The organism is Pseudomonas sp. WAC2 (genome assembly GCF_030403525.1).
Taxonomy (GTDB): Bacteria; Pseudomonadota; Gammaproteobacteria; order Pseudomonadales; family Pseudomonadaceae; genus Chryseomonas; species Chryseomonas luteola.
The window spans coordinates 97,237-116,963 of the sequence record NZ_JAUEPD010000001.1 but is presented as its reverse complement, the minus strand read 5'-3'; the positions used below and the strand labels follow the sequence as shown (position 1 = coordinate 116,963).

18 protein-coding genes are annotated in these 19,727 nt (G+C 56.9%); 5 read left to right on the top strand and 13 right to left on the bottom strand.

Going from position 1 to position 19,727, the window contains the following annotated elements:
* Positions 1-135: 135 nt before the first annotated feature.
* The 3 genes from QWJ10_RS00590 to pobA all read right to left on the bottom strand — a co-directional run bounded on the left by QWJ10_RS00590 (position 136) and on the right by pobA (position 3,132).
* Complete coding sequence (locus tag QWJ10_RS00590) at positions 136-933, bottom strand: hypothetical protein (protein ID WP_019366620.1); 798 nt, start codon at positions 931-933, stop codon at positions 136-138.
* A 66-nt stretch (positions 934-999) separates the two neighbouring features.
* Positions 1,000-1,848 (bottom strand): carboxylating nicotinate-nucleotide diphosphorylase, encoded by an 849-nt coding sequence (gene nadC, locus QWJ10_RS00585; RefSeq protein WP_019366619.1) that lies wholly within the window; start codon positions 1,846-1,848, stop codon positions 1,000-1,002.
* 99 nt (positions 1,849-1,947) lie between these two features.
* On the bottom strand, positions 1,948-3,132 hold the full coding sequence (pobA, locus tag QWJ10_RS00580) for a 4-hydroxybenzoate 3-monooxygenase (protein ID WP_125888755.1): 1,185 nt from the start codon (positions 3,130-3,132) through the stop codon (positions 1,948-1,950).
* Between the two features lie 169 nt (positions 3,133-3,301).
* Here pobA and QWJ10_RS00575 point away from each other — a divergent pair, with 169 nt between their 5' ends.
* Together QWJ10_RS00575 and QWJ10_RS00570 are read left to right on the top strand one after the other, a co-directional pair.
* Complete coding sequence (locus QWJ10_RS00575) at positions 3,302-4,198, top strand: helix-turn-helix domain-containing protein (protein ID WP_197872677.1); 897 nt, start codon at positions 3,302-3,304, stop codon at positions 4,196-4,198.
* 45 nt (positions 4,199-4,243) lie between these two features.
* On the top strand, positions 4,244-5,101 hold the full coding sequence (locus QWJ10_RS00570; RefSeq protein ID WP_010797529.1) for a LysR family transcriptional regulator: 858 nt from the start codon (positions 4,244-4,246) through the stop codon (positions 5,099-5,101).
* Positions 5,102-5,141: 40 nt separating this feature from the next.
* Here QWJ10_RS00570 and QWJ10_RS00565 read toward each other — a convergent pair whose 3' ends face one another.
* A complete protein-coding gene (locus QWJ10_RS00565; protein ID WP_289923503.1) occupies positions 5,142-6,320 on the bottom strand; it encodes an HPP family protein in 1,179 nt (392 codons plus the stop codon).
* A 143-nt stretch (positions 6,321-6,463) separates the two neighbouring features.
* The gene (hmpA, locus tag QWJ10_RS00560) at positions 6,464-7,645 is read right to left on the bottom strand and encodes an NO-inducible flavohemoprotein (protein ID WP_289923501.1); all 1,182 of its coding nucleotides are present in this window, start codon (positions 7,643-7,645) and stop codon (positions 6,464-6,466) included.
* 142 nt (positions 7,646-7,787) lie between these two features.
* On the opposite strand from hmpA, the gene norR reads away from it, so the two are divergent.
* Both norR and QWJ10_RS00550 read left to right on the top strand, forming a co-directional pair.
* A complete protein-coding gene (gene norR, locus QWJ10_RS00555) occupies positions 7,788-9,338 on the top strand; it encodes a nitric oxide reductase transcriptional regulator NorR (RefSeq protein WP_019366613.1) in 1,551 nt (516 codons plus the stop codon).
* Between the two features lie 97 nt (positions 9,339-9,435).
* The gene (locus QWJ10_RS00550; RefSeq protein ID WP_019366612.1) at positions 9,436-9,831 is read left to right on the top strand and encodes a hypothetical protein; all 396 of its coding nucleotides are present in this window, start codon (positions 9,436-9,438) and stop codon (positions 9,829-9,831) included.
* Positions 9,832-9,877: 46 nt separating this feature from the next.
* Here QWJ10_RS00550 and QWJ10_RS00545 read toward each other — a convergent pair whose 3' ends face one another.
* The 7 genes from QWJ10_RS00545 to QWJ10_RS00515 form a co-directional block, all read right to left on the bottom strand.
* A complete protein-coding gene (locus QWJ10_RS00545) occupies positions 9,878-10,993 on the bottom strand; it encodes a response regulator (RefSeq protein WP_019366611.1) in 1,116 nt (371 codons plus the stop codon).
* Positions 10,986-12,746, bottom strand: a complete 1,761-nt coding sequence (locus tag QWJ10_RS00540) for an ATP-binding protein (protein WP_010797535.1) — start codon at positions 12,744-12,746, stop codon at positions 10,986-10,988. The genes QWJ10_RS00545 and QWJ10_RS00540 overlap by 8 nt, the downstream gene beginning before the upstream one ends.
* Positions 12,739-13,725: a SpoIIE family protein phosphatase gene (locus QWJ10_RS00535; RefSeq protein ID WP_019366610.1), complete on the bottom strand. Its 987-nt coding sequence runs from the start codon at positions 13,723-13,725 to the stop codon at positions 12,739-12,741. Before QWJ10_RS00535 ends, QWJ10_RS00540 begins: the two co-directional genes overlap by 8 nt.
* Positions 13,716-14,114 carry an anti-sigma regulatory factor gene (locus QWJ10_RS00530; RefSeq protein ID WP_010797537.1) on the bottom strand — a complete coding sequence of 133 codons (399 nt, stop codon included), beginning with the start codon at positions 14,112-14,114 and terminating at the stop codon, positions 13,716-13,718. Before QWJ10_RS00530 ends, QWJ10_RS00535 begins: the two co-directional genes overlap by 10 nt.
* Positions 14,074-14,496 carry an STAS domain-containing protein gene (locus QWJ10_RS00525; protein ID WP_010797538.1) on the bottom strand — a complete coding sequence of 141 codons (423 nt, stop codon included), beginning with the start codon at positions 14,494-14,496 and terminating at the stop codon, positions 14,074-14,076. Before QWJ10_RS00525 ends, QWJ10_RS00530 begins: the two co-directional genes overlap by 41 nt.
* A 9-nt stretch (positions 14,497-14,505) precedes the next feature.
* The gene (locus QWJ10_RS00520) at positions 14,506-15,345 is read right to left on the bottom strand and encodes an STAS domain-containing protein (protein WP_019366609.1); all 840 of its coding nucleotides are present in this window, start codon (positions 15,343-15,345) and stop codon (positions 14,506-14,508) included.
* Between the two features lie 277 nt (positions 15,346-15,622).
* Entirely contained in the window at positions 15,623-16,912 is a 1,290-nt protein-coding gene (locus QWJ10_RS00515) for an MFS transporter (RefSeq protein ID WP_289923487.1), read from the bottom strand.
* Between the two features lie 613 nt (positions 16,913-17,525).
* Between QWJ10_RS00515 and QWJ10_RS00510 the strand changes: the two genes are divergently transcribed.
* Entirely contained in the window at positions 17,526-18,887 is a 1,362-nt protein-coding gene (locus QWJ10_RS00510) for an OprD family porin (RefSeq protein WP_289923485.1), read from the top strand.
* A gap of 35 nt (positions 18,888-18,922) precedes the next feature.
* Here QWJ10_RS00510 and QWJ10_RS00505 read toward each other — a convergent pair whose 3' ends face one another.
* Positions 18,923-19,645 carry an SOS response-associated peptidase family protein gene (locus tag QWJ10_RS00505; RefSeq protein WP_122044823.1) on the bottom strand — a complete coding sequence of 241 codons (723 nt, stop codon included), beginning with the start codon at positions 19,643-19,645 and terminating at the stop codon, positions 18,923-18,925.
* Between the last annotated feature and the right edge of the window lie 82 nt (positions 19,646-19,727).

Below are 19,727 nucleotides of genomic sequence, written 5' to 3'. Positions count from 1 at the left end.
CAGGAAGCGAGAGGCGGACCAGCGAAGAGGATTTGAAGCGTTAACAGCTAAAGTTCTAAAGTGTGAGCTTGATCAATATATCGGTGGCCTCTGCCGCTGCTGCAGAAGCCACCGATTCCAAGGGCATTCCAGACGTTAATGCACGGATTGGGCGCCCACCTTGCTGAGCACTGCAAGGGTCTGCTTGAGCGCGGCGAAGGCAGTGTTAGTATTCTCATCCGTACTCAACAGGCCGTCGAACAGGCTGGCAATCAGCACGTTATCCCGCTGCGTAAAGGTTTCGATAATGGCCGTTGCGTTTACCTTGGCAGCCGTACCGGTTGCCTGGATATGCTCGACCAGCAGCGAGGCAAGCAGGGCAACATAGCGGGCTGCCAGAGGGTAGGCCTTGAGAAACACACTGTAGGGCGCGTCAAGCAGGCTTGGAGAGAACCCTTTGGCGAGACCACGTTGAGCCGTAGCGGCTGCCAGGTGAATGGCTGCCTCACGGTCCTGGGTAACGGCAGGATTATCCTGCAGCGCCTTGCTCATATGGGTAATAAGTGTGTTGAGAAATACCTTGCGGTTGGCTAGATATTCGTCTTCGATATCCAGCAGGTTCTTGTGGATGTATGCCAATTGCCGGGCTTCTTCTTCGCCTTCGGCGGCAATCGTCGCGTTAAAGGCTCGCGTCAACGGTGCGGCGAGGATGCTGGGTTTGCGTCCTTCTAGCTCGGCCTGAAGAATTGGCCCGCTGGAATCTGAAAAGAAGATGCGATCCTTGTACTGCTTGAACAATCCGTTGCGGGCCGTTACCCATTGCTCGGGTTGAAAGAGCTGTACGGCCGTGCTGTCGGAAATGATGACACGGTTCTTGGGACGTGCAGACAGGTAGGCTTCCAGCTGTGGGCTGGTGAAGGCGCTGCTATCGATGACAAGGTAGCGATGGCTCACAAAGGTTCCTTGATAAAGCCTGCGGGCCAGCGAACCGACCTGCAGTGAACAACAGGAGGCATATGATTAAAGCGCCAGGCGCATGGAAAGATCCAGTGCCTTGACGTCTTTGGTCAGCGTGCCTATTGAAATATAGTCGACACCGGTTTCGGCGATTGGGCGAATGGTCGTGTCATTGATGCCGCCCGACGCCTCCAGCTTGGTGCGGCCCGCATTGATTCTTACGGCCTCGCGCATATCCTCAAGCGAGAAATTGTCGAGCATGACGATTTCAGCGCCTGTGGCCAGGACCTGCTCCAACTCAGCGAGGTTCTCGACCTCTACTTCAACCGGCTTGCCGGGGGCGATACGACGCGCCGTCTCGACCGCCTGGGCAATACCGCCGCAGGCCGCAATATGGTTTTCCTTGATAAGAAAGGCATCGTACAGACCAATGCGGTGATTATGACAGCCACCACAGGTAACGGCATACTTTTGTGCCAGCCGCAGGCCGGGTAGGGTCTTGCGCGTATCCAGCAGGCGGACCTGAGTACCGCTGACCAAGTCTGCGTAGTAACTGCAGCGAGTCGCTGTGCCTGACAGCAGTTGCAGGAAGTTGAGCGCTGTCCGCTCGCCCGTCAGCAGGGAGCGGGCGGGGCCTGACAGAGTAAAAAGAATCTTGTCGGCCATGACCCGTTCCCCGTCCCGAACCTGCCATTCAACCTTTACGGTGGAATCGATCTGGCGGAACACCTCATCGACCCAGGCGGTGCCGCAGAGGGTGGCGTCTTCGCGGGTAATGACAGTAGCCCTGGCGGTGCGGTCGGCAGGGATGAGCTGGGCGGTAATGTCGCCGGTTCCTACATCTTCAGCCAGCGCAGTGCGGACGTTGGCCTGAATTTCCTGAGGTAATTGTTCTAGGTAGGTGCTGGGCATGGACAGTCCTGGCGTGCAGCGTAAAACGCAGCCGAGTGGATGCGCTTTACGGGGCGTGGGTCAAGACGGCCAGATTACCAGAGCTTGGCTGCCGTCGCCTTATTCGATGGGTTCATAAGGAAGACCGACATAGTTTTCGGCAATGGTTTTTCTACCGGCCTCAGAACCCAGGAAATAATCCAGCTCGGTCTGCTGGATGCGGCGGCCAAAGTCATCCGTATCAGGAAAGCGATGGAGCAGGGAAGTCATCCACCAGGAAAAACGCTCGGCTTTCCAGACGCGGCGCAAACAGACCTCCGAATAGCGTTGTAGGAGATCCGTACGGCCGTCGTGATAGACCTTGGTCAAAATCCGATACAGGGTGCAGACATCGCTGGCCGCCAGGTTCAGCCCCTTGGCCCCTGTGGGTGGAACGATATGCGCCGCATCGCCGACAAGGAAGAGATGACCATACTGCATGGGCTCGACCACAAAGCTGCGCAGAGGCGCGATGCTTTTCTCGATAGAGGGGCCGGTAACAAGTCTGGCAGCGGTTTCGGCCGGCAGGCGCTGTTTGAGTTCATCCCAAAAGCGTTCGTCGGACCAGTCCTCGACCTTCTCGTCAGCGGAAACCTGCACGTAATAGCGGGTACGCGTCTTGGAGCGCATGCTGCATAGGGCAAAGCCGCGCTCATGGTTGGCATAGATCAGCTCTTCGTTCACCGGTGGGGTGTCGGCCAGGACGCCCAGCCAGCCGAAGGGATATACCCGTTCGAACGTCTTGAGCGCGTCTGCCGGAATCGACTGGCGCGAGATGCCATGATAGCCATCGCACCCGGCGATATGGTCACAGTCCAGGCGGACGGTTTCGCCATTCTTTTCAAAGGTCACATAGGGCTTTTCGCCTTTCAGCTCGTGAAGCTGTACGTTGCTGGCTTCGTAGACACTAAGCGCACCACTGGCCTTACGTGCCTCCATCAGATCTCGGGTGACTTCGGTCTGGCCGTAGATCATAACCGTCTTGCCACCGGAGAGCGTCTTGAGGTCGATGCGCTCTTGGCGACCTTCGAACGCCAGCTCGAATCCATCGTGGACCAAGCCTTCCCGATCCATACGCTCGCTGACGCCAGCCTCGCGCAAGAGGTCGACCATACCCTGTTCAAGGACGCCAGCACGAATGCGGCCCAGCACGTAATCAGGACTCTGACGTTCGAGGATAACGGTGTCGATGCCAGCATTGTGCAGCAGCTGACCCAGGAGAAGGCCGGATGGACCGGCGCCGATGATGGCGACTTGTGTCTTCATTGTTATGGTCTCTCGCTTATTGTGTCGTCACGTCCGGCGAAGGGGTGGCCAGCGTGCGTTCTTATCTGCGTCGCCTGTATTTTTGGTTGATCATTGCCGGGCGAGAAGGCACTTTACGTAGGAAGTTCTGGACTTTTATAAACACCCTTGCATAAGAATGAGGTCCACCATGAAACCGCCCGTGCCGAATATTCCAGTGTTCATGCTCTATGGCGACCCATTGGAATGGCCTACACCGGACCTGCTGCACTGCGAGTCCATTCCCAAGCGCAGCAGCCTGCACGATTGGGAGATTCAGTTGCACCGGCATGCCGATCTGGTGCAACTGCTCTATGTGCGAAAGGGATGGGCCGAGCTTAATGTGGATGGGCAGCTGACCCGCATTGATGATGCCGCCATCCAGGTGGTGCCAGCCTTTTGCATCCACGGATTTCGGTTCTCGGAGGACATCGACGGTTTTATTCTTACCCTGGCAATGCCCTTGGTTTCCCGGCTGCAGGAACATCTGGGCGGGCAGACCCAGACCTTCAGCCAGCCTGCGCTTTATCAGGTCGGACGAGAGCGGCGTTACATCCACACGCTGTTTGCCGCGATCAATAATGAGTACAGCTCCTCGGCACCGGCGCGGGACCTGCTCCTGCAATCGCTGGTTGGGGTGTTGGCGGTATGGTTGGGGCGGCAGGTGATGGTGCGCGACGCCCAGGAGCGGCCCGAGCGGGGTCAGTCCTACCTGACTGCGTTTTCCCAGCTGGTAGAAGCGAATTACAGCAATCACTGGCCTATCGAGGCCTATGCCAAGGCGTTGGGTATCACACCGGCCTATCTCAATGGACTTTGCAGGCGGCTGCGCGGACAGACCTCACTGGGCGTCATCCATCAACGGCTGTTGCTTGAGGCCAAGCGAAACCTGATCTACACGGGCCTTACGGTCAACCAGATTGCGGATCTGCTGGGCTTTTCCGAACCGGCGTATTTCACGCGGTTCTTCAAGCGGCTGGCCGGGGTGTCGCCCTCGGTGTTCCGCCAGGAGTCCTCCTCGCGCGAAGCAGAACTGCATACAGCCTGAGTTCATGGCTACACTGACGGCTCGCTTATCGATAATCGGATACCCATGGATCTTGAACTGGCCCGTACCTTTCTTGAAATTGCCCGGACTGGAAGCTTTCTAGCTGCGGCGGAACGGCTGCATGTGACGCAAACCGCGGTCACGGCGCGGGTACAGAATCTGGAAGCGCAGCTTCAGTGCCGGCTGTTCGTGCGTAACCGGGCGGGTGCCAGGCTGACGGCAGATGGTCAGGTGTTTGCCGGATATGCCAGTCAGCTGGTACAGACATGGGACGCTGCGCGGCGTGACCTGCCGCTGCCGGAGGGGTTTCGCAATCTGCTCACGGTAGGCGGGGAGGTCAGCCTGAGCAATCCATTGATCCTCAATTGGGTAAAGCGTTTGCGGGAGGCATTGCCTGGCTACGCGGTACGGGCTGAAATTGCCGACAGCAGTCGTCTGCAACAGCAGGTAGAGCAAGGTGTGCTGGATGCGGCACTGGTCTATCAGCCGGAATACTGGCCAGGAATGCAGGTCGAGCAGGTGCTGGAGGAAAAGTTGATTCAGGTCTGCTCGGTAGCTCAACCTGAGCCCTATATCTACATTGATTGGGGCGAGGCCTTTCGCAAGCAGCACGACGCAGCCATGCCCGAAAAGGCGAAGGCAGCACTTTCTTTCAGTCTGGGGCCTCTGGCCTTGCAGTACCTTGTACAGAATGGAGGTGCAGGATATTTCAGGACGCGCGTCGTCCAGAGCTATCTGGATAACGGCATATTGCAGCGGGTAGAACGGGCACCGGAATTTACTTATCCCACGTATCTGGTGTACTCGCGGGACAAGGAAACGCCCGTGCTTCAGGATGCGATCCAGTTGCTGCGAGACGTGATCGGTGAGGACGCAGACTGGTCCCAGCGTTGGGAGGGATGAATCCAGGAGGACGCATGGCCTTAACCATGCGCCCTCTGAATCAGGCGGCGCTTTCCTCGGAGGCGCGCTGATTGGCCGCCTCACGGTGCGTCAGTACGTTCTTCAACCAGCGTTGGTAGAGCGCAGCGATCAGGTCGGTCTGGCTGATGATGCCGACCAGGTTGCCCGGCTCATCCAGGACAGGCAGGTAATGCAGGCCCTTGTCTGAAAGCAGTGACACCAGCTCCACGATATGGGTGGTATCCCGCACACATTGCACATGGCGTGTCATAAAGCGCTCAAGCGGGATATCGCCTGGATTACCCTGCGCGTTCGGCGAGCCCGGCTCGATGGCCTTGAACAGGTCGGCCAGGGTCACGATGCCCACCAGATGCTTTGCCTCATCAAGAATCGGCAGCGCTTTCAGGTGATGAGATTCCAGCAGGTTCCAGGCATCCTGTAGCCGCGTGTCAGGATGGGCGATCTGTAGGTCCCGCGACATGATCTGAGCGGCGGTGATGGCGCCCATGCTACGACTCAAGGCGTGGCGCTCGGTCTGACGGACCAGGGACTCAAGATCGTCTCGAGTGATGTCGACAACGCCACCAAACTCTTTTATGGCAAGCTCAAGATCTGCCGTCGTAAAACCCGCACGCTGCGACGGAAGCGGGTCTCGCGTGTTATGCGGATTGGCGGCTGGCGCCGGAGCTTTCGGGTAGGGCAGGCGAGTCAGGTTGTTGTAGATCAAGGCGCCTGCCAGGACGATTAGCGAACAGAGCGCCACCGGCAGCATGATGTACAGACCAAGCTGTTGAAAAGCCGGCCCGCCCAGGCTGACTGCCACGACCACTGCAATGCCCGGTGGATGGAGGCAACGCAGGCTGAACATGGTCACGATGGTCAACCCCATCGCCACCGCGGCGGCCAGCAGGGTATGGTCGATCCACTGGCCAACCAGTGCACCAATTCCAGCAGCCACTACGTTGCCGCCGATAATCGACCAGGGTTGCGCCAGAGGGCTGGACGAGACAGCAAACAGCAGCAGGGCTGATGCACCGATAGGGGCTGCAATTCGCAGCGCAATCTCGAGTCCGTAAAAGTGAGTACATGCCAGAACGCTGGCTACCATGCCCAGGCAGGCGCCAAGCGTGGCACGGACCAGTTCACGGGGCGGGGCTTTGACGGCAACGGGTTTAAAACGCTTGAACCAGGGCAGCACGGAACGCAGTGTTTTTTTCACGATTATTAGAGGCTTTTATAGGCACGCAGGTAATAGCCTCTTTATCCTAGCGAGCCTATTGGGATCGATCTAATAAATAATAATGAGCCTTTTGCTCAATAAAAGTGAATTAAAAGGCGGGCCGTTGAGACCCGCCTCTTTACTCAGGCTTCCAACGATGCTGCTGGCCCAAAGAATTCATAGCGACTTTGCGCTTCAGGTACACCCAGCGCTTTCAGCTCACGCTTGATCAGGGCCATGAAGGGCTTTGGACCCAGGAAGTAGGCATCCAGGTCACGATTCTCGGGTAGCCACTGCTCCAGTAGTGCATGTGTTAAAAGTCCGTTTGCATCGCCCCGATCCTCGGGACGCGGATGGCTGTAGCAGAAGTAGCAGCGTAGCTGAGGATGCTTTGCCTTCTGCGCTTCGAGCCACGGGCGGAAGGCTTGGACGCCTGCGTCGCGGGCGCAGTGGATAAAGGTAATAGGGCGACGGGTTTCGAGTGCCGCTTCCAGCATGGTGAGTGCCGGAGTGATGCCGACACCAGCGGTAATGAAGACCAGAGGCTTGTCAGATGGCCTGAGCGTAAACTCGCCTGCCGGTGGGAAAAGCTCAAGACGATCCCCTTCATCTACCTGATCGTGCAGGTAATTGGAAACACGGCCATCGGCCTCGCGCTTAACGCTGATGCGGTATTCGCGACCATTGGCGCGTGCCGATAACGAATAATTACGGCGTACCTCTTCACCCTCCAGAATCAGGCGCATGCCAATGTATTGGCCCGGTTGAAAGTCCAGCAGGGCACCGCCGTCCTCGGGTATCAGGTAAAAGGACGTGATCTCGTTACTCTCTGCCACCTTGCGGGCAACACGAAACCAGCGACCGCCACGCCAGCCGCCGGGGGCTGCCTCATGAGTGGCGTACAGATCTTCCTCGGCGCCGATCAGGATATCGGCCAGCTGACCGTAGGCTGCGGCCCAGGCATCGATCACTTCGTCGGTAGCGATTTCCTGGCCTAATACCTCGCGAATAGCCCGCAGCAGGCAGGTCCCTACGATGGGATAATGTTCCGGCAGAATCTGCAAGGCGACATGCTTGTTGACGATCTGAGCCACCAGCGGGCCGAGCGCCTCCAGCTGGTCGATATGACGGGCATACATGAGTACGCCATTGGCCAGAGCACGAGGCTGGGCGCCACTGGCCTGATGCGCCTGGTTGAACAACGGGCGGACCTGCGGGTACTCGTTGAGCATCATCCTGTAGAAGTGGGTTGTCAGCACCTCACCTCCGGTTTCCAGCAGCGGAACGGTGGACTTGATGATTGTGCGTTGTTGAGCGGTTAACATGATTCAGCTCCTGCATTGGCTTTACCTGAGTAATACACGAGGCGTGCCAATAGCGAGAGCTTTTGAAATCAATAGCTTATCTAGATTCGAGTCATTTTGACTGCTTAATAGATTTGTCGAAATGACTCTATGAGAGGTCATAATGACCACGGCTCCGTTGTTGTCTGCACTGATTCCACTGGTCGCCGACCTGTCCCGAGAGCTGCCGGAGCAAGAGCGCTATCGCAAATTATTACTGGCACTTCGGGAGTTGCTGCCCTGCGATGCCGTTGCCTTGCTCAGGCTGGATGGCGATCAACTAATACCACTAGCCGTACAGGGGCTCAGCCCTGATACGTTGGGGCGGCGCTTTCGCATCAGTGAGCACCCGCGGCTCAAGGCGCTGATCGAACATCGAGGGCCGACCCGCTTTGCAGCAGACTGCGACTTACCCGATCCCTATGACGGTCTGGTTGAGGGCCATGAAGCCCTTGAAGTCCATGACTGCCTGGGCTGCCCTCTGTATGTGCAGGATCAGGTCTGGGGATTGCTGACACTCGATGCCCTGGACGAAGCGCGTTTCGGCACTGTGGATCTGGATATGCTGCAAGCCTTTGCCAGTCTGGCTTCGGCCACCGTAACAGCAGCCGAGCGGATCAATGCTTTGACGCGACGCGTGGCCGATGAAAGCCAGTTGGCCGAACTCTACAAGCAGGCAGCAGGGCAGGTGCGAACCCGTGAGCTGATCGGGCAGAGTGCTGCACACAAGCAGCTCCTGCAGCAGATCGCTCTTGTAGGGGATAGCGATCTGACCGTATTGGTGACGGGAGAGACCGGTGTTGGCAAGGAGCTGGTGGCCGAAGCCATTCACGCGCAGTCTGCCCGTGCACGCCGGCCCTTGATCAGCATCAATTGTGCGGCGTTGCCGGAAACCCTGGTCGAAAGCGAGTTGTTCGGGCATGTGCGTGGCGCCTTTTCCGGAGCGATTAGCGAGCGCAGCGGCAAGTTCGATCTGGCCAATGGCGGGACGCTGTTTCTGGATGAAGTGGGTGAAATGCCTTTGGCGGCTCAAGCCAAATTGCTCCGGGTTCTACAGAGTGGTCAGCTACAGCGGGTAGGCTCGGATCGTGAGCATCATGTCGATGTTCGGGTCATTACAGCCACCAACCGCGATCTGGCCGAAGAGGTAAAAGCTGGCCGTTTCAGGGCAGATCTCTACCATCGTTTGAGTGTGTACCCGCTGAAGGTGCCCGCCTTGCGCGAGCGTGGACGTGATGTACTGCTTCTGGCCGGCTACTTTCTTGAGGAGAACAGGGCGCGATTAGGATTGCGTAGCCTGCGCCTGAATCCTGAGGCTCAGAAGTCATTATTGACCTATGACTGGCCTGGTAATGTGCGCGAGCTGGAGCACCTGATCAGTCGCGCCGCACTCAAGGCGCTGTCGAGCCACGGCGAGCGGCCCCGTATCCTGAGTATCGACAGCCGCTCGCTGGATCTGCCCACTGCAGCACCCATTGCAGACATAACGCCTGCTGTTGAAAGGCCCGACCTGCCTGTTAGTCTTCCCTTGCGCGAAGCGGTAGATACCTATCAGAAGCACTTGATTGAAGCATCGCTCGAGCGGCATCACCATCGGTGGGCGGATGTAGCCCGAGAACTGGCCGTTGACCGTGCCAACCTGAGCCGCCTGGCCAAGCGATTGGGGATCAAGTGATGTAGCTAACCTGATCCAGATCAGGTTTTGGGTTCAAGCGCCGCTGCACCATGGGTATCCGGAGCGGTCGAATAGTGCATCGAGCAGGAGAAAGGATATGACGCAGCGACTCGAATATCTCAGCCGCGAGCAAATAAAAGCTATCGCGGCATTGGCAACCTGTACCCAACTTACCCATGACGGGTTTGGTACCGGGCTAGGGGGAGGCTTGGGATTGGGAGGCGAATCCGCCACAGGCTCATTGATCGGTGAAACACTGGCCGAACAGCGCCTGCGGGAAGCAATATCCGGTCTGACCCACGAACAACTGGTTGAACTGCTGGCGCTGGTCTATGCCGGTCAGGACTGGAGTGCCGCGCGGGCGCTGGACGAATATGCTGCCTACAAGCAGTCGCTACAGGACCTGTGCTCGGAGTTTCTTATCGACAAATGCATCGAGCACAGTCCCTATTTGCATGAGCATCTTGAGCGAGCTTTGGACGTGATCGCCTAATGCTACGGAGCCCACCGGCAGGGCTCCTTGAGCGGCAAGGCGGTAGTCAGGTAGAGGGCACCGTAGAGGGGAGGTGGACTTCTACCACGACGTGGTCATCGATATTCTTGAATTCGGCATGGCCGCCAAAGCTTTCACACAGCGCCTTGACGATGGGAAGGCCCAGGCCCCAACCGCGATCATCGCTGCGGGTGGAAATGAAATAAGGCGTTGCCAGATTGACCAGTACCTCGTCAGGCATCCGGCCCTGGTTGCGAACGCACAAGACAATGCGCTCGGCAGACATCGTCTGGCTGACGTCGATTCGCGTATCAGCTGTTCCATGCTTGGCGGCATTGATGACCAGATTGTCGATGATGCGCAGCAGGGCGTGCTTATCCCAATAGACCTGCTGTTCAGGTGATTCAAGGGTAAGCGTGATCTCGTTCTGTACCTGAATCCGCAGGTTACTGATCGCTTCGCCAAGCAGGGTGCCAAGGCTCAGCTTTTCACCATGCAGCTTGATCCCACCGCCTAGGCTGGTATGGGAAATATCCAGTACGTTCGTGATCATCTGATTCATGCGCTGCAGGTTTTCTTCGAGCAGCTTCAGCATGTCATCGGTGCGTCGGGCAGGTGTGCGACGCATAAGGCTGGCTACCATGGTCGCGGCGGTCAGCGGGGAGCGAAGGTCATGGTTCAGCGAGCGCATGAAGCGCTCCAGCATGATCTTTTCGGCCTCCAGGTTTTCACTGCGGGCAATGGCGACGTTGCGCTGGTTTTCGATGCTCGCCAGACGAGTGCTCGATTTGAGCAAGGACGAAATGGTAGCCAGGACTTCGTCCCGGTTGATCGGGTGGGTCAGGTAGGCCTGGGCGCCCTGGTTGAGTCCCATAGCCTTGTCCTTGCCGCTGACGAACGTGGCCGAAATATTGATAATGGCTGGCATCTTGTCCTGGTCCAGCTTCTTTTCAATGGCCTGGATCAGTTCAAAGCCGCTCATGTCCGGCAGGTTGATATCAATGATCACCAGGCTGGTCTGCTCGTTGATCAGCTCGAGGCCGGCACTACCGCTTCCGGCCTCGAGAATATCGAAGTCAGGCTGGGACAGTAGAATCTTCCGCAGCACATAACGGTTCGCATCCGTATCATCAATGATGACGATGCGCTTACGGTCACTCATTTCTCAAGCTCCTGGACAAACTCTGTACCTGACAGAGCAACTGCTCAAGATACCCAGGTTGGGATTTTTGCAGAATGGCATGGCAATAGGGTCTGAGGCGGGCCAGCTCTTCATCGTTCAGAGCCTTGGCTGTGTTGACCAGGACGCGACGGTGCATGGACCAGTCCATGCTCTCCAGCAGCTCTTCACCGCTGATATCCGGCAGATCGAGGTCAAGGAAGATGATATCTGGTCGCACGGCATTGAGCTTGTCCATGCTGGCCTTGGCGCTATCAGCCTCGATCATGATCGGGGCATAGCTTTCCAGGGCGCGGGTAACGATATAGCGATCGGCTTCGCTGTCGTCGATCAGCAGAATCGTCATGCCGGAGAGGGCGTTCTGCTCGAGTGTGGAGGCGTTTTCCTCCAGCGCTATCGGGATGCGCAGGTAAAACTTGCTGCCCACGCCTTCCTGGCTGGTCAGATCAATTTCGCCTTTGAGCAGGGTGGCCACCTTCTGCGCCAGGGACAAGCCCAGCCCCGTCCCTTCAATGTTCTTCCTGCCCGGTGATTTGATGCGGTAGAACTCGTCGAATACCTTTTTCTGGTTTTCTTCGGAAATGCCGATTCCGGTGTCGGCCACCATGAATTCGATCTGCTGGTCGTCCGGGCGAAAACAGCGAATCGTCACGCTACCCTTGGGCGTGTACTTGAAAGCATTGGAAATCAGGTTGCGCAGGATCTGGAACAGACGCTCCCGGTCCGTATTCAGAATGACGTCTTCCGGCAGGCGGTCGAGCCGGTAGCTGACATTCTCGTAGCGGAACGAAAGCGCGGCGGCAAAGGCTTCGATTCGCTCCAGAAGTTCATTCAGGCTGAACGGTTCAGCCATGACTTTCATTCGACCGGACTGCACTTCAGCCAGATCCAGTAGCTCATTGACCAAGGTTGAGAGTTCGGCAGCAGCATCACTGATGAATTTGACCTGACGGTACTGTTCTCCATTCAGTGGTCCGTCCTGACCGGAGATCAGGAGCTTCGAGATGTTCTCGATAATGTTGATCGGCGTCCGGAACTCATGGGTCATGTTGGAGAAAAAGCGACTCTTGGCTTCGCTGGCATCCTGCAGCTCCTGAGCGGTCTTTTCCAGCTCGGAGTACAGGGCCACAACCCCCTTGTTGGTTTCCTCCAGCTCCTTGTTGGTGTCCTCCAGTTCCTGCTGCTTGGCGCGCAGTTCCGAGGTGGTCACCAGCAGGTCTTCGCTCTGGAGCTGCATTTCCTTGTAAGGGTCCAGCGCACTCTTGTCGGTGAGCTGATGCAGCAGCCGGCTCAGCTCCGCCTCGCTGGGAAAGGGCTTAGGTACGGACAGGTATTTGGCGGCGCGGATGCGGGTACCGCTCGAAGAGGTGTCAATCTGGAAATCATCCATCAGGCGCTGGGCGCCCCGCAGACCTACACCCATACCGGTCTGAGAGACGTAGCTGCCATTAAGGATATCGTCCAGATTCTGGATGCCTGCACCGTTGTCCTGCGCTTCAAATCGCAGGCCGTTCAGGCGCCCTTCGGCAGTGGTCATCATGTAAAAGCTGAATCGACCCTGTTTGGCGTACTGGTAGATATTGCGTGCCAACTCAGAAACCGTGGTGGCAACGCGAATCTGGTCGAGCCTGGGTAGCCCAATCCAATCGGCAAGCTGCTTGGCACGTTGGCGACACCAGACGATGTCCTGTTCGCTTTCGATGCGCAGGCTAGAAATCAGGCGGTCATTAGACATGACGTACTACCAGCGCCGTGGCGTCATCCGTTGAACGCTTGAAATCACGATGAATCAGGGCGGCGATAATGGCGGGATGCTTGCCTAGCAGGCCGGTATACCCTGCAAGGTTGACCCGGGAATTGATACCATCCGAATTCATGACCAGCACGGTAGATTCATCCCAGGGATAGGAAAAGGATTGTACGCGGCCTATCTTGTAGCCAACAGTACCGTTGGCCGAGACCATGCTTCGCGGCCGATCTGCCATCAGGGTGCCGGCAATGTTGCCAACACCACAGAAATTGACGGTGCCTTGTTCCGGTAGAATTTCAGCAAAGGCCAGGGCTGCACCACGTGTACTGGTCAGAGCACGGTGCATGCGCTCCATCAGCTCGGTCAGGGGAAGGCCGGTGGGGTGGTTGAGAAATATATCCCGAGCCTTAGCACTGGCTTCTCTGGCCTGTATGCCATGCCCAAGCCCGTCACACACCATAATCCGGTTGTTCAGCACAGCCCAGCTGTCGCCACACACTTCCTCCCGCGGATGCGGGGTGCACAACACACCGTCTTCAAACTGCTTGCCTAGAGGCGAGGGCGCCAATTGCGTTCGGGAAAATACAATAGTGCCCTTGCCCGGCTGCGAGTAGATGTCGAAGCGATCAGACATACGCCGGATCGCCCCCAGTCCGGCTCCCATCGTACCCTTGGTGGAATAGTTGTCGCTCAGGCACTGCGCCACGTTGACCATGCCTGGACCGCTATCGACTGCGATCAGGTCCAGCTCATGGTTATTATGGCTCAGGTACAACTCGCCTTCGCCGGCATGGTTGACCAGATTGCGTGCCAGCTCCTGGACAACAAGGGTCAGCTTGCCCAGTACTTCTTCGTCATCGGTCAGTTCGCGGGCATGACGGATGACCGCCCGGCGCGCAGCATCCACGTGAGCAACATCGGAAACCGAGAATGTCTGGCTGCAATACAATGGGGTCAACGCCACTTCCACAACTCCACACGTGTACCCTGGCCGGGTGCACTTTCGATTGCGAATTCATCCACCAGCCGCTTGGCACCGCTCAGGCCCAGGCCCAGACCATTGCCTGAGGTATAGCCGTCCACCATGGCCTTGCTGATGTCATCGATTCCCTTACCCTGGTCGGTGATGACCAGGTGAACGGCGCTGCGGCCGTTACGCATCGTATCCTCGATCACGCATTCGCCGCCGCCGCCGTAAATCAGAGCATTACGGGCAATCTCGCTTGCGGCCGTAACGATCTTGGTCTGTGAGACAAGCCCCAGCTTGGCTGTCTCGGCAGATTGGCGTACACGCTGCCGGATGAGGACAATGTCAGTCTCCTGCTTCAGCGGAAGTATGTCTTTCTTCGCCACGCTCTAGCTCCAGGAGTTCATCATCCGCGACCATCTGTTCCAGACGGGCCATCCCTTTTTCTACATTCAATGCCGTGGCAATGCCGTCGAGTGACAGGCCTAATTCGACGAGCGTGATTGCGACGGCAGGTTGCATGCCCACGACGATGACCTTGGCGTCAAGGATGCGAGAGACATTGGCAATGTGGGACAGCATGCGGCCAATGAACGAGTCGACGATCTCCAGGGAAGAGATATCGATCAGCACGCCCTTGGCTCGGTGCTTGACGATTTGATTGGTCAAATCTTCCTGCAGGTCCAGGGCCAGTTGGTCGTGCATGTCGACCTGGATGGACAAGAGCAGGTATTTGCCCATTTTGAGAATAGGGATCTTGTCTACCATGGCGGCTCCTTAGCGTGCCGTAGCAGAAACGAGACGAACGTTGAGCTCTTTCAGAGCCATCTGGAATGCATCGGCCAGCGAGGCTTTGGTCACGACGTCACCGAGCTCTACGCCCAGATGGACGATGGTGGCGGCGATTTGCGGACGAATACCACTGATGATGCACTTGGCGCCCATCAGCTTGGCGGCGGTCACTGTCTTGAGCAAATGCTGGGCGACCATGGTGTCCACAGTAGGCACGCCGGTAATATCGATAATGGCAAGGTCGGACTCGGTCTGGACGATCTTTTCCAGCAGGGCTTCCATCACGATCTGGGTACGGTTGCTGTCGAGCGAGCCGATCAGGGGGATGGCCAGGATGCCTTTCCAGAGTTCAACGACAGGGGTCGAGAGCTCCAGCATGCTTTCCTGCTGCTCGCGGATAATCGCCTCACGGCTTTCCATGTGGCTTTCAACACAATACAGGCCGAGCTTGTCCAGTAATTTGCTGGCAATCCATACCACCTCTACCGGATTGGCGCACTGCGCCTGAATCCGTGCAAAAAGAGGCTCTTTTAGCGAGAAGACAAAAGTTGCCGTTTCAGACGGTGAAAATCCTTGTCGGCTCTGGCTGCGAGACAGACGATCCAGCATGGCCTTAACCGGGCTCCACTGGTCATGATGAAGATCATCCAGGCCTTCGGCAGCCGCAACGGTCAATAGCTTGAGCATTTCTTTAGAATTGCTCTTGACCGTCTCCTCATCAATCAGATCGGTACGAATACCTGCTGAGCGTTGCGCAGTGACCCATTCCTCTAACAACTCGCGTTCATGCTGTTGTAAAAGCTCGGCAATAACAGATGCAGGCATTGCTTATCCTCGTAAGAAGAGCGAGGTCGCCAGACGCGTACCTCATGGACATCAGATTCAACCTGAGTGTCCATCATGCAGTATTTTGCGGGCTGGCATGATGGAATCGTGGCGTCGGGTCATTGATGCTGAATAATCAGCCTTTTAATGTGGCCTTCGACCCGCGATTCAAGGGATGGTGCACACACTGAATCAAAGAATTTCAGTGGCAGACAAGCGGAGGGTAGAGCGTGCAGGGCATGAAGCGGTATGGCGTTTCATGCCCTGCCAGGGAGGGTTACTGCGAGCTCAGTACCTGCTGACCCGCGCCCTGCAGATCCTTGCGGCGGAACAGAACCAGCGTAGCCGTCAGGCCAAGTACGGCCGCCAACGTCAGCCAGATGCCCGGTGCGGCACGATTGTCCAGCGTATGGATCAGCCAGGTACAGATGACCGGGGTGAAGCCGCCAAAGGTCGCCGTGGCCAGACTGTAGGCCAACGAAAAGCCTGTAGTCCGTACGTCAGCCGGCATGACCTCAGCCAGGGCCACGACCATTGCGCCGTTATAGCTGCCATACAGGAAGGACAGCCATAGCTCGACTAGCAGCAGACGGGTGAACGAGGGCTCGTTCGTTAACCAGATCAGTGCGGGGTAGGCCGTAAAAATAGCCAGAACCGTTGCTGCGATCAGCAAGGGGCGACGCCCGATCCGGTCCGATAGCGAACCCATTACAGGCAACCAGATGAAGTTCGAAACTCCTACGCACATGGTGACCAACAAACTGTCAATGTCGCTCAGGTGCAGTTCGGTCTTGCCAAAGGTCGGGGTATAGGCGGTGATCAGGTAGAAGGATGCTGTGGTCATCGAGACCATGGCCATCCCGGCGATGATCAGGCCGAAGTTGCTGCCAATGGAGCGGATTACTTCGCCCAGAGTTGGACGGTGGTGACGCGCCTGGAACTCGGGCGACTCCTCCAGCGAACGGCGAATGATGAACAGCACGGGTACGATCAGGCAGCCAATCAAGAAGGGAATACGCCAGCCCCAGTCACCCATGTCTTCTGGAGACAGGAGACGATTGAGCATGACGCCCAGCAGGCCGGCAAAGACCACCGCTACCTGCTGGCTGGCTGACTGCCAGCTGACAAAGAAGCCGCGGCGGCCGGGCGTTGCGATCTCGGCCAGATAAACGGATACACCACCCAGTTCGACACCCGCTGAGAAACCCTGCAGAAGACGGCCCAGCAATACCAGGATGGGCGCAAGCACGCCCAGTGTGGCATAGCCGGGCACCAGTGCAATCAGCAAGGTTCCGGTGGCCATCAGGGCCAATGTGATGACCAATCCCTTGCGACGGCCATGACGGTCGATATAAGCCCCAAGAAAGATGGCGCCTAGAGGACGCATCAGAAAGCCCGCTCCGAAGGTTGCCAAGGACAGCATGAGCGAGGCGAGGGGGTTGTCGCCGGGGAAAAAGGTTTTGGCAATGGCGGTGGCATAGAAGCCATACACCATAAAATCGTACATTTCCAGGAAGTTGCCGCTGACAACCCGGAAGATGGCTTTGCCTTTGGAGTTGTTCGCCATGGGTACACACTCGATGTTGGAATAATCGGCCCTGACGTATCTGGTTACAAATATCAGGCTCTTTTGAGTCACGCAGTTGTAACCATATGTGTAATTGCTACCTTACGGCAAGGCTTGTCAGCATGCGCATTTCCAGTTATGGGTGTCTGGCATCACTATTTTGGAAAAGCAAGAGGGGCAGGCTCTGGCTCGAGACGCCAGACGGACGTGGGTCCGCCTTTCAGCAAGCCTTGGCGCTTACAAAATCGCTTGGCCGACAGCTGGTTTGTGCTCCATCAGTTTCGCTTTTGCAAAGTGTGACGGGTTGGGCGTAGTGAGGAGGATCCAACCTGCTCATTCAGCTGGTTCGGCTTTAACTGTCCCGTTTATCTCTGTTAAGACAGCACATCTCGGCCGGCACCGGTGTGCCTATAAGGTTAGTTTGCTACGCAATTTAATGGCACACTGAGCGGGCAGCGCGTCGTCTGTACTGGGCTTTTGGCTGAATTGCCGAGCCGTGGAAAGCGATGCGTACCATAAAGACAAACGACAAATGAATTGAATCTCGACTGCCAATGAGATCTTGCACCTCTCGATTTTTACGGTGCACCATTTTTAAGGAGAGCCACCCCTGATGAAGACCTTTAGACTGAGCACGCTAACCCTCTCGTTAATGGCTTGCAGCAGTACAATGGCCTTCGCCGGTCAAGCGGATTCCAATGGGTTTATCGAAGACAGCCATCTTCAACTCCTGAATCGCAGCATGTACTTCAATCGCCAGGTCAAAGGCGATGGCTACCACGAAAACGCGCATAACCAGCGTGATCCTCGCGATTGGTCCTATGGTCTTCTCGCCAATTATGAATCGGGGTTCACCCAGGGAACGGTAGGCTTCGGGGTAGATGCCTTCGGGTATCTTGCGCTTAAACTCGACGGCGGTAATGGCCATGCTGGCAGTGGCAATGTCCAGGTCAACTCGAGTGGCGAAACCCAGGATGAATATTCAAAGGCTGGCGGCGCGGTAAAGCTACGAATTTCCAACACTATTCTGAAGTATGGCGAAATGCAGCCGACGGCCCCGGTGTTCGCGGCAGGTGGCAGCCGACTATTACCGCAGACTGCACGTGGCCTGAACATCATTAGCAAGGAAATCGATGGCCTGACTCTGGACCTGGGGCATTTCACGGCGGGTACCGAACCAACCTCTACCAGCACCGATGGCGGATTGTGGGCGACCTATGCTGGCGTCGAGACCCGCAAGGTCGACTACCTGGGTGGCGCCTATCAGGTTAATGACAACCTCAGTGTCTCGCTGTATGGCTCGGAATTCCAGGACCTCTGGCGTCAATACTACGGTAACGTCAACTATGCGCTGCCCCTACAGAATGATCAGTCGCTAACCTTCGATTTCAACATCTACCGTACCAATGATGAAGGGCGCGCCGAGGCGGGCTCCATCAGTAACACGGCCTGGTCTCTGGCAGCGGCCTATAACCTAGGCGCGCATACCTTTACGCTGGCGCACCAGCGGATTCACGGCGATACGCCCTTTGATTATGTAGGCTTCGGCAACAATGGCGCAGGCGGCGGCGGTGACTCGATCTTCCTGGCTAACTCGATCCAGTGGTCTGACTTCAACGCACCGAATGAAAAGTCCTGGCAGGCGCGTTACGACCTGGACATGACGTCCTATGGCGTGCCAGGTCTGAGCTTCATGGCCCGCTACATCTATGGCTATGACATCGACGGTACTCATGCGGACGCTGGCGGTGCCTACGTATCCCGAGACGAGGCGGGTGCGGTAACAGGTTATGCCTACGATCATAATGACAAAGAGCGTGAAACCAACCTGGAGGCCAAGTATGTCGTTCAGGAGGGGCCGGCAAAGGATCTGTCCCTGCGCGTTCGTCAGGCATGGCACCGTGGCGCTGCCTCGACGGGCGGGTCGGTCAACGAGTTCCGCTTGATCGCGGATTACCCACTCGACATCTTCTGAATACGAAAGCCCGGCGCTGTCGGGCTTTTATGGGCTCATACCAACGGTTTGGGTTCTCGCTCAAGCAGGGCAGGGCTGTCGTTACGAACACTGCCGACAGCCTTGTTCACCGGATACCATTCGAACTGATCGACAGAAATCGCGCCGTCCTGGGCGATTTCCTCGGCGCGCTCGGGTGAGAGGTCTGGCTCTATCCATTCCCGGGCCGCTTCGGGCGTCAATACCAGCGGACGTCGGTCATGAATGTCGATCATGCCTTCATCGGCAGCCGCCGTGATGATGACGAAACCATCATCTTCATGTTCGTGTTGGTCGGTCCGATGAAACTGTCCAATGGCGGCAAAGAACATCGGCTCGTCTGACTTCAGCTTGATGAAGTAAGGCTGCTTGCGTTTGGGGTCATCGGCATCCTTTTTCCATTCATACCAGCCATCAGCTGCTACCAGTGATTTTCCATGCTTCCACAGGCTGCGAAACATTTTACTGGTGGCCGCTGTTTCTACTCGGGCATTGATGACAGGAGGCCGCTTGGGCTTGTGTGACTCTGGATCACGTGCCCAAAAGGGTGCGTATCCCCACGGCACTGGATCGAAGCGGATGCCTTCGGTCTCTTCATGCAGCAATTGCACCCGGGTGCCAGGTGCCACGTTGTAACGGCCAATGGGCATGGGGTCGAGTCCGCCTGCAAAGTCGACCGATGTCTTAAGTGCCTCGATATAGTCTATGGCGGTCCGGTATTGCGCAAATCGTCCACACATGAAGGGGTGCCTGGCTGCTAGTACTGTCCAGTCGACAACACCGCCTGGCATAAGAGTTCATTTTTAAGAAAGGCGCAGCAGG

Bases quoted from the DNA above. Each gene is read 5' to 3' on its own strand.
- QWJ10_RS00575 (WP_197872677.1), top strand. From the start codon at position 3,302: ATGAAACCGCCCGTGCCGAATATTCCAGTGTTCATGCTCTATGGCGAC.
- QWJ10_RS00525 (WP_010797538.1), bottom strand. From the start codon at position 14,496: ATGGTAGACAAGATCCCTATTCTCAAAATGGGCAAATACCTGCTCTTG.
- QWJ10_RS00545 (WP_019366611.1), bottom strand. From the start codon at position 10,993: ATGAGTGACCGTAAGCGCATCGTCATCATTGATGATACGGATGCGAAC.
- QWJ10_RS00505 (WP_122044823.1), bottom strand. From the start codon at position 19,645: ATGTGTGGACGATTTGCGCAATACCGGACCGCCATAGACTATATCGAG.
- QWJ10_RS00520 (WP_019366609.1), bottom strand. From the start codon at position 15,345: ATGCCTGCATCTGTTATTGCCGAGCTTTTACAACAGCATGAACGCGAG.
- pobA (WP_125888755.1), bottom strand. From the start codon at position 3,132: ATGAAGACACAAGTCGCCATCATCGGCGCCGGTCCATCCGGCCTTCTC.
- QWJ10_RS00510 (WP_289923485.1), top strand. From the start codon at position 17,526: ATGAAGACCTTTAGACTGAGCACGCTAACCCTCTCGTTAATGGCTTGC.
- QWJ10_RS00550 (WP_019366612.1), top strand. From the start codon at position 9,436: ATGACGCAGCGACTCGAATATCTCAGCCGCGAGCAAATAAAAGCTATC.
- nadC (WP_019366619.1), bottom strand. From the start codon at position 1,848: ATGCCCAGCACCTACCTAGAACAATTACCTCAGGAAATTCAGGCCAAC.
- hmpA (WP_289923501.1), bottom strand. From the start codon at position 7,645: ATGTTAACCGCTCAACAACGCACAATCATCAAGTCCACCGTTCCGCTG.
- QWJ10_RS00515 (WP_289923487.1), bottom strand. From the start codon at position 16,912: ATGGCGAACAACTCCAAAGGCAAAGCCATCTTCCGGGTTGTCAGCGGC.
- norR (WP_019366613.1), top strand. From the start codon at position 7,788: ATGACCACGGCTCCGTTGTTGTCTGCACTGATTCCACTGGTCGCCGAC.
- QWJ10_RS00570 (WP_010797529.1), top strand. From the start codon at position 4,244: ATGGATCTTGAACTGGCCCGTACCTTTCTTGAAATTGCCCGGACTGGA.
- QWJ10_RS00540 (WP_010797535.1), bottom strand. From the start codon at position 12,746: ATGTCTAATGACCGCCTGATTTCTAGCCTGCGCATCGAAAGCGAACAG.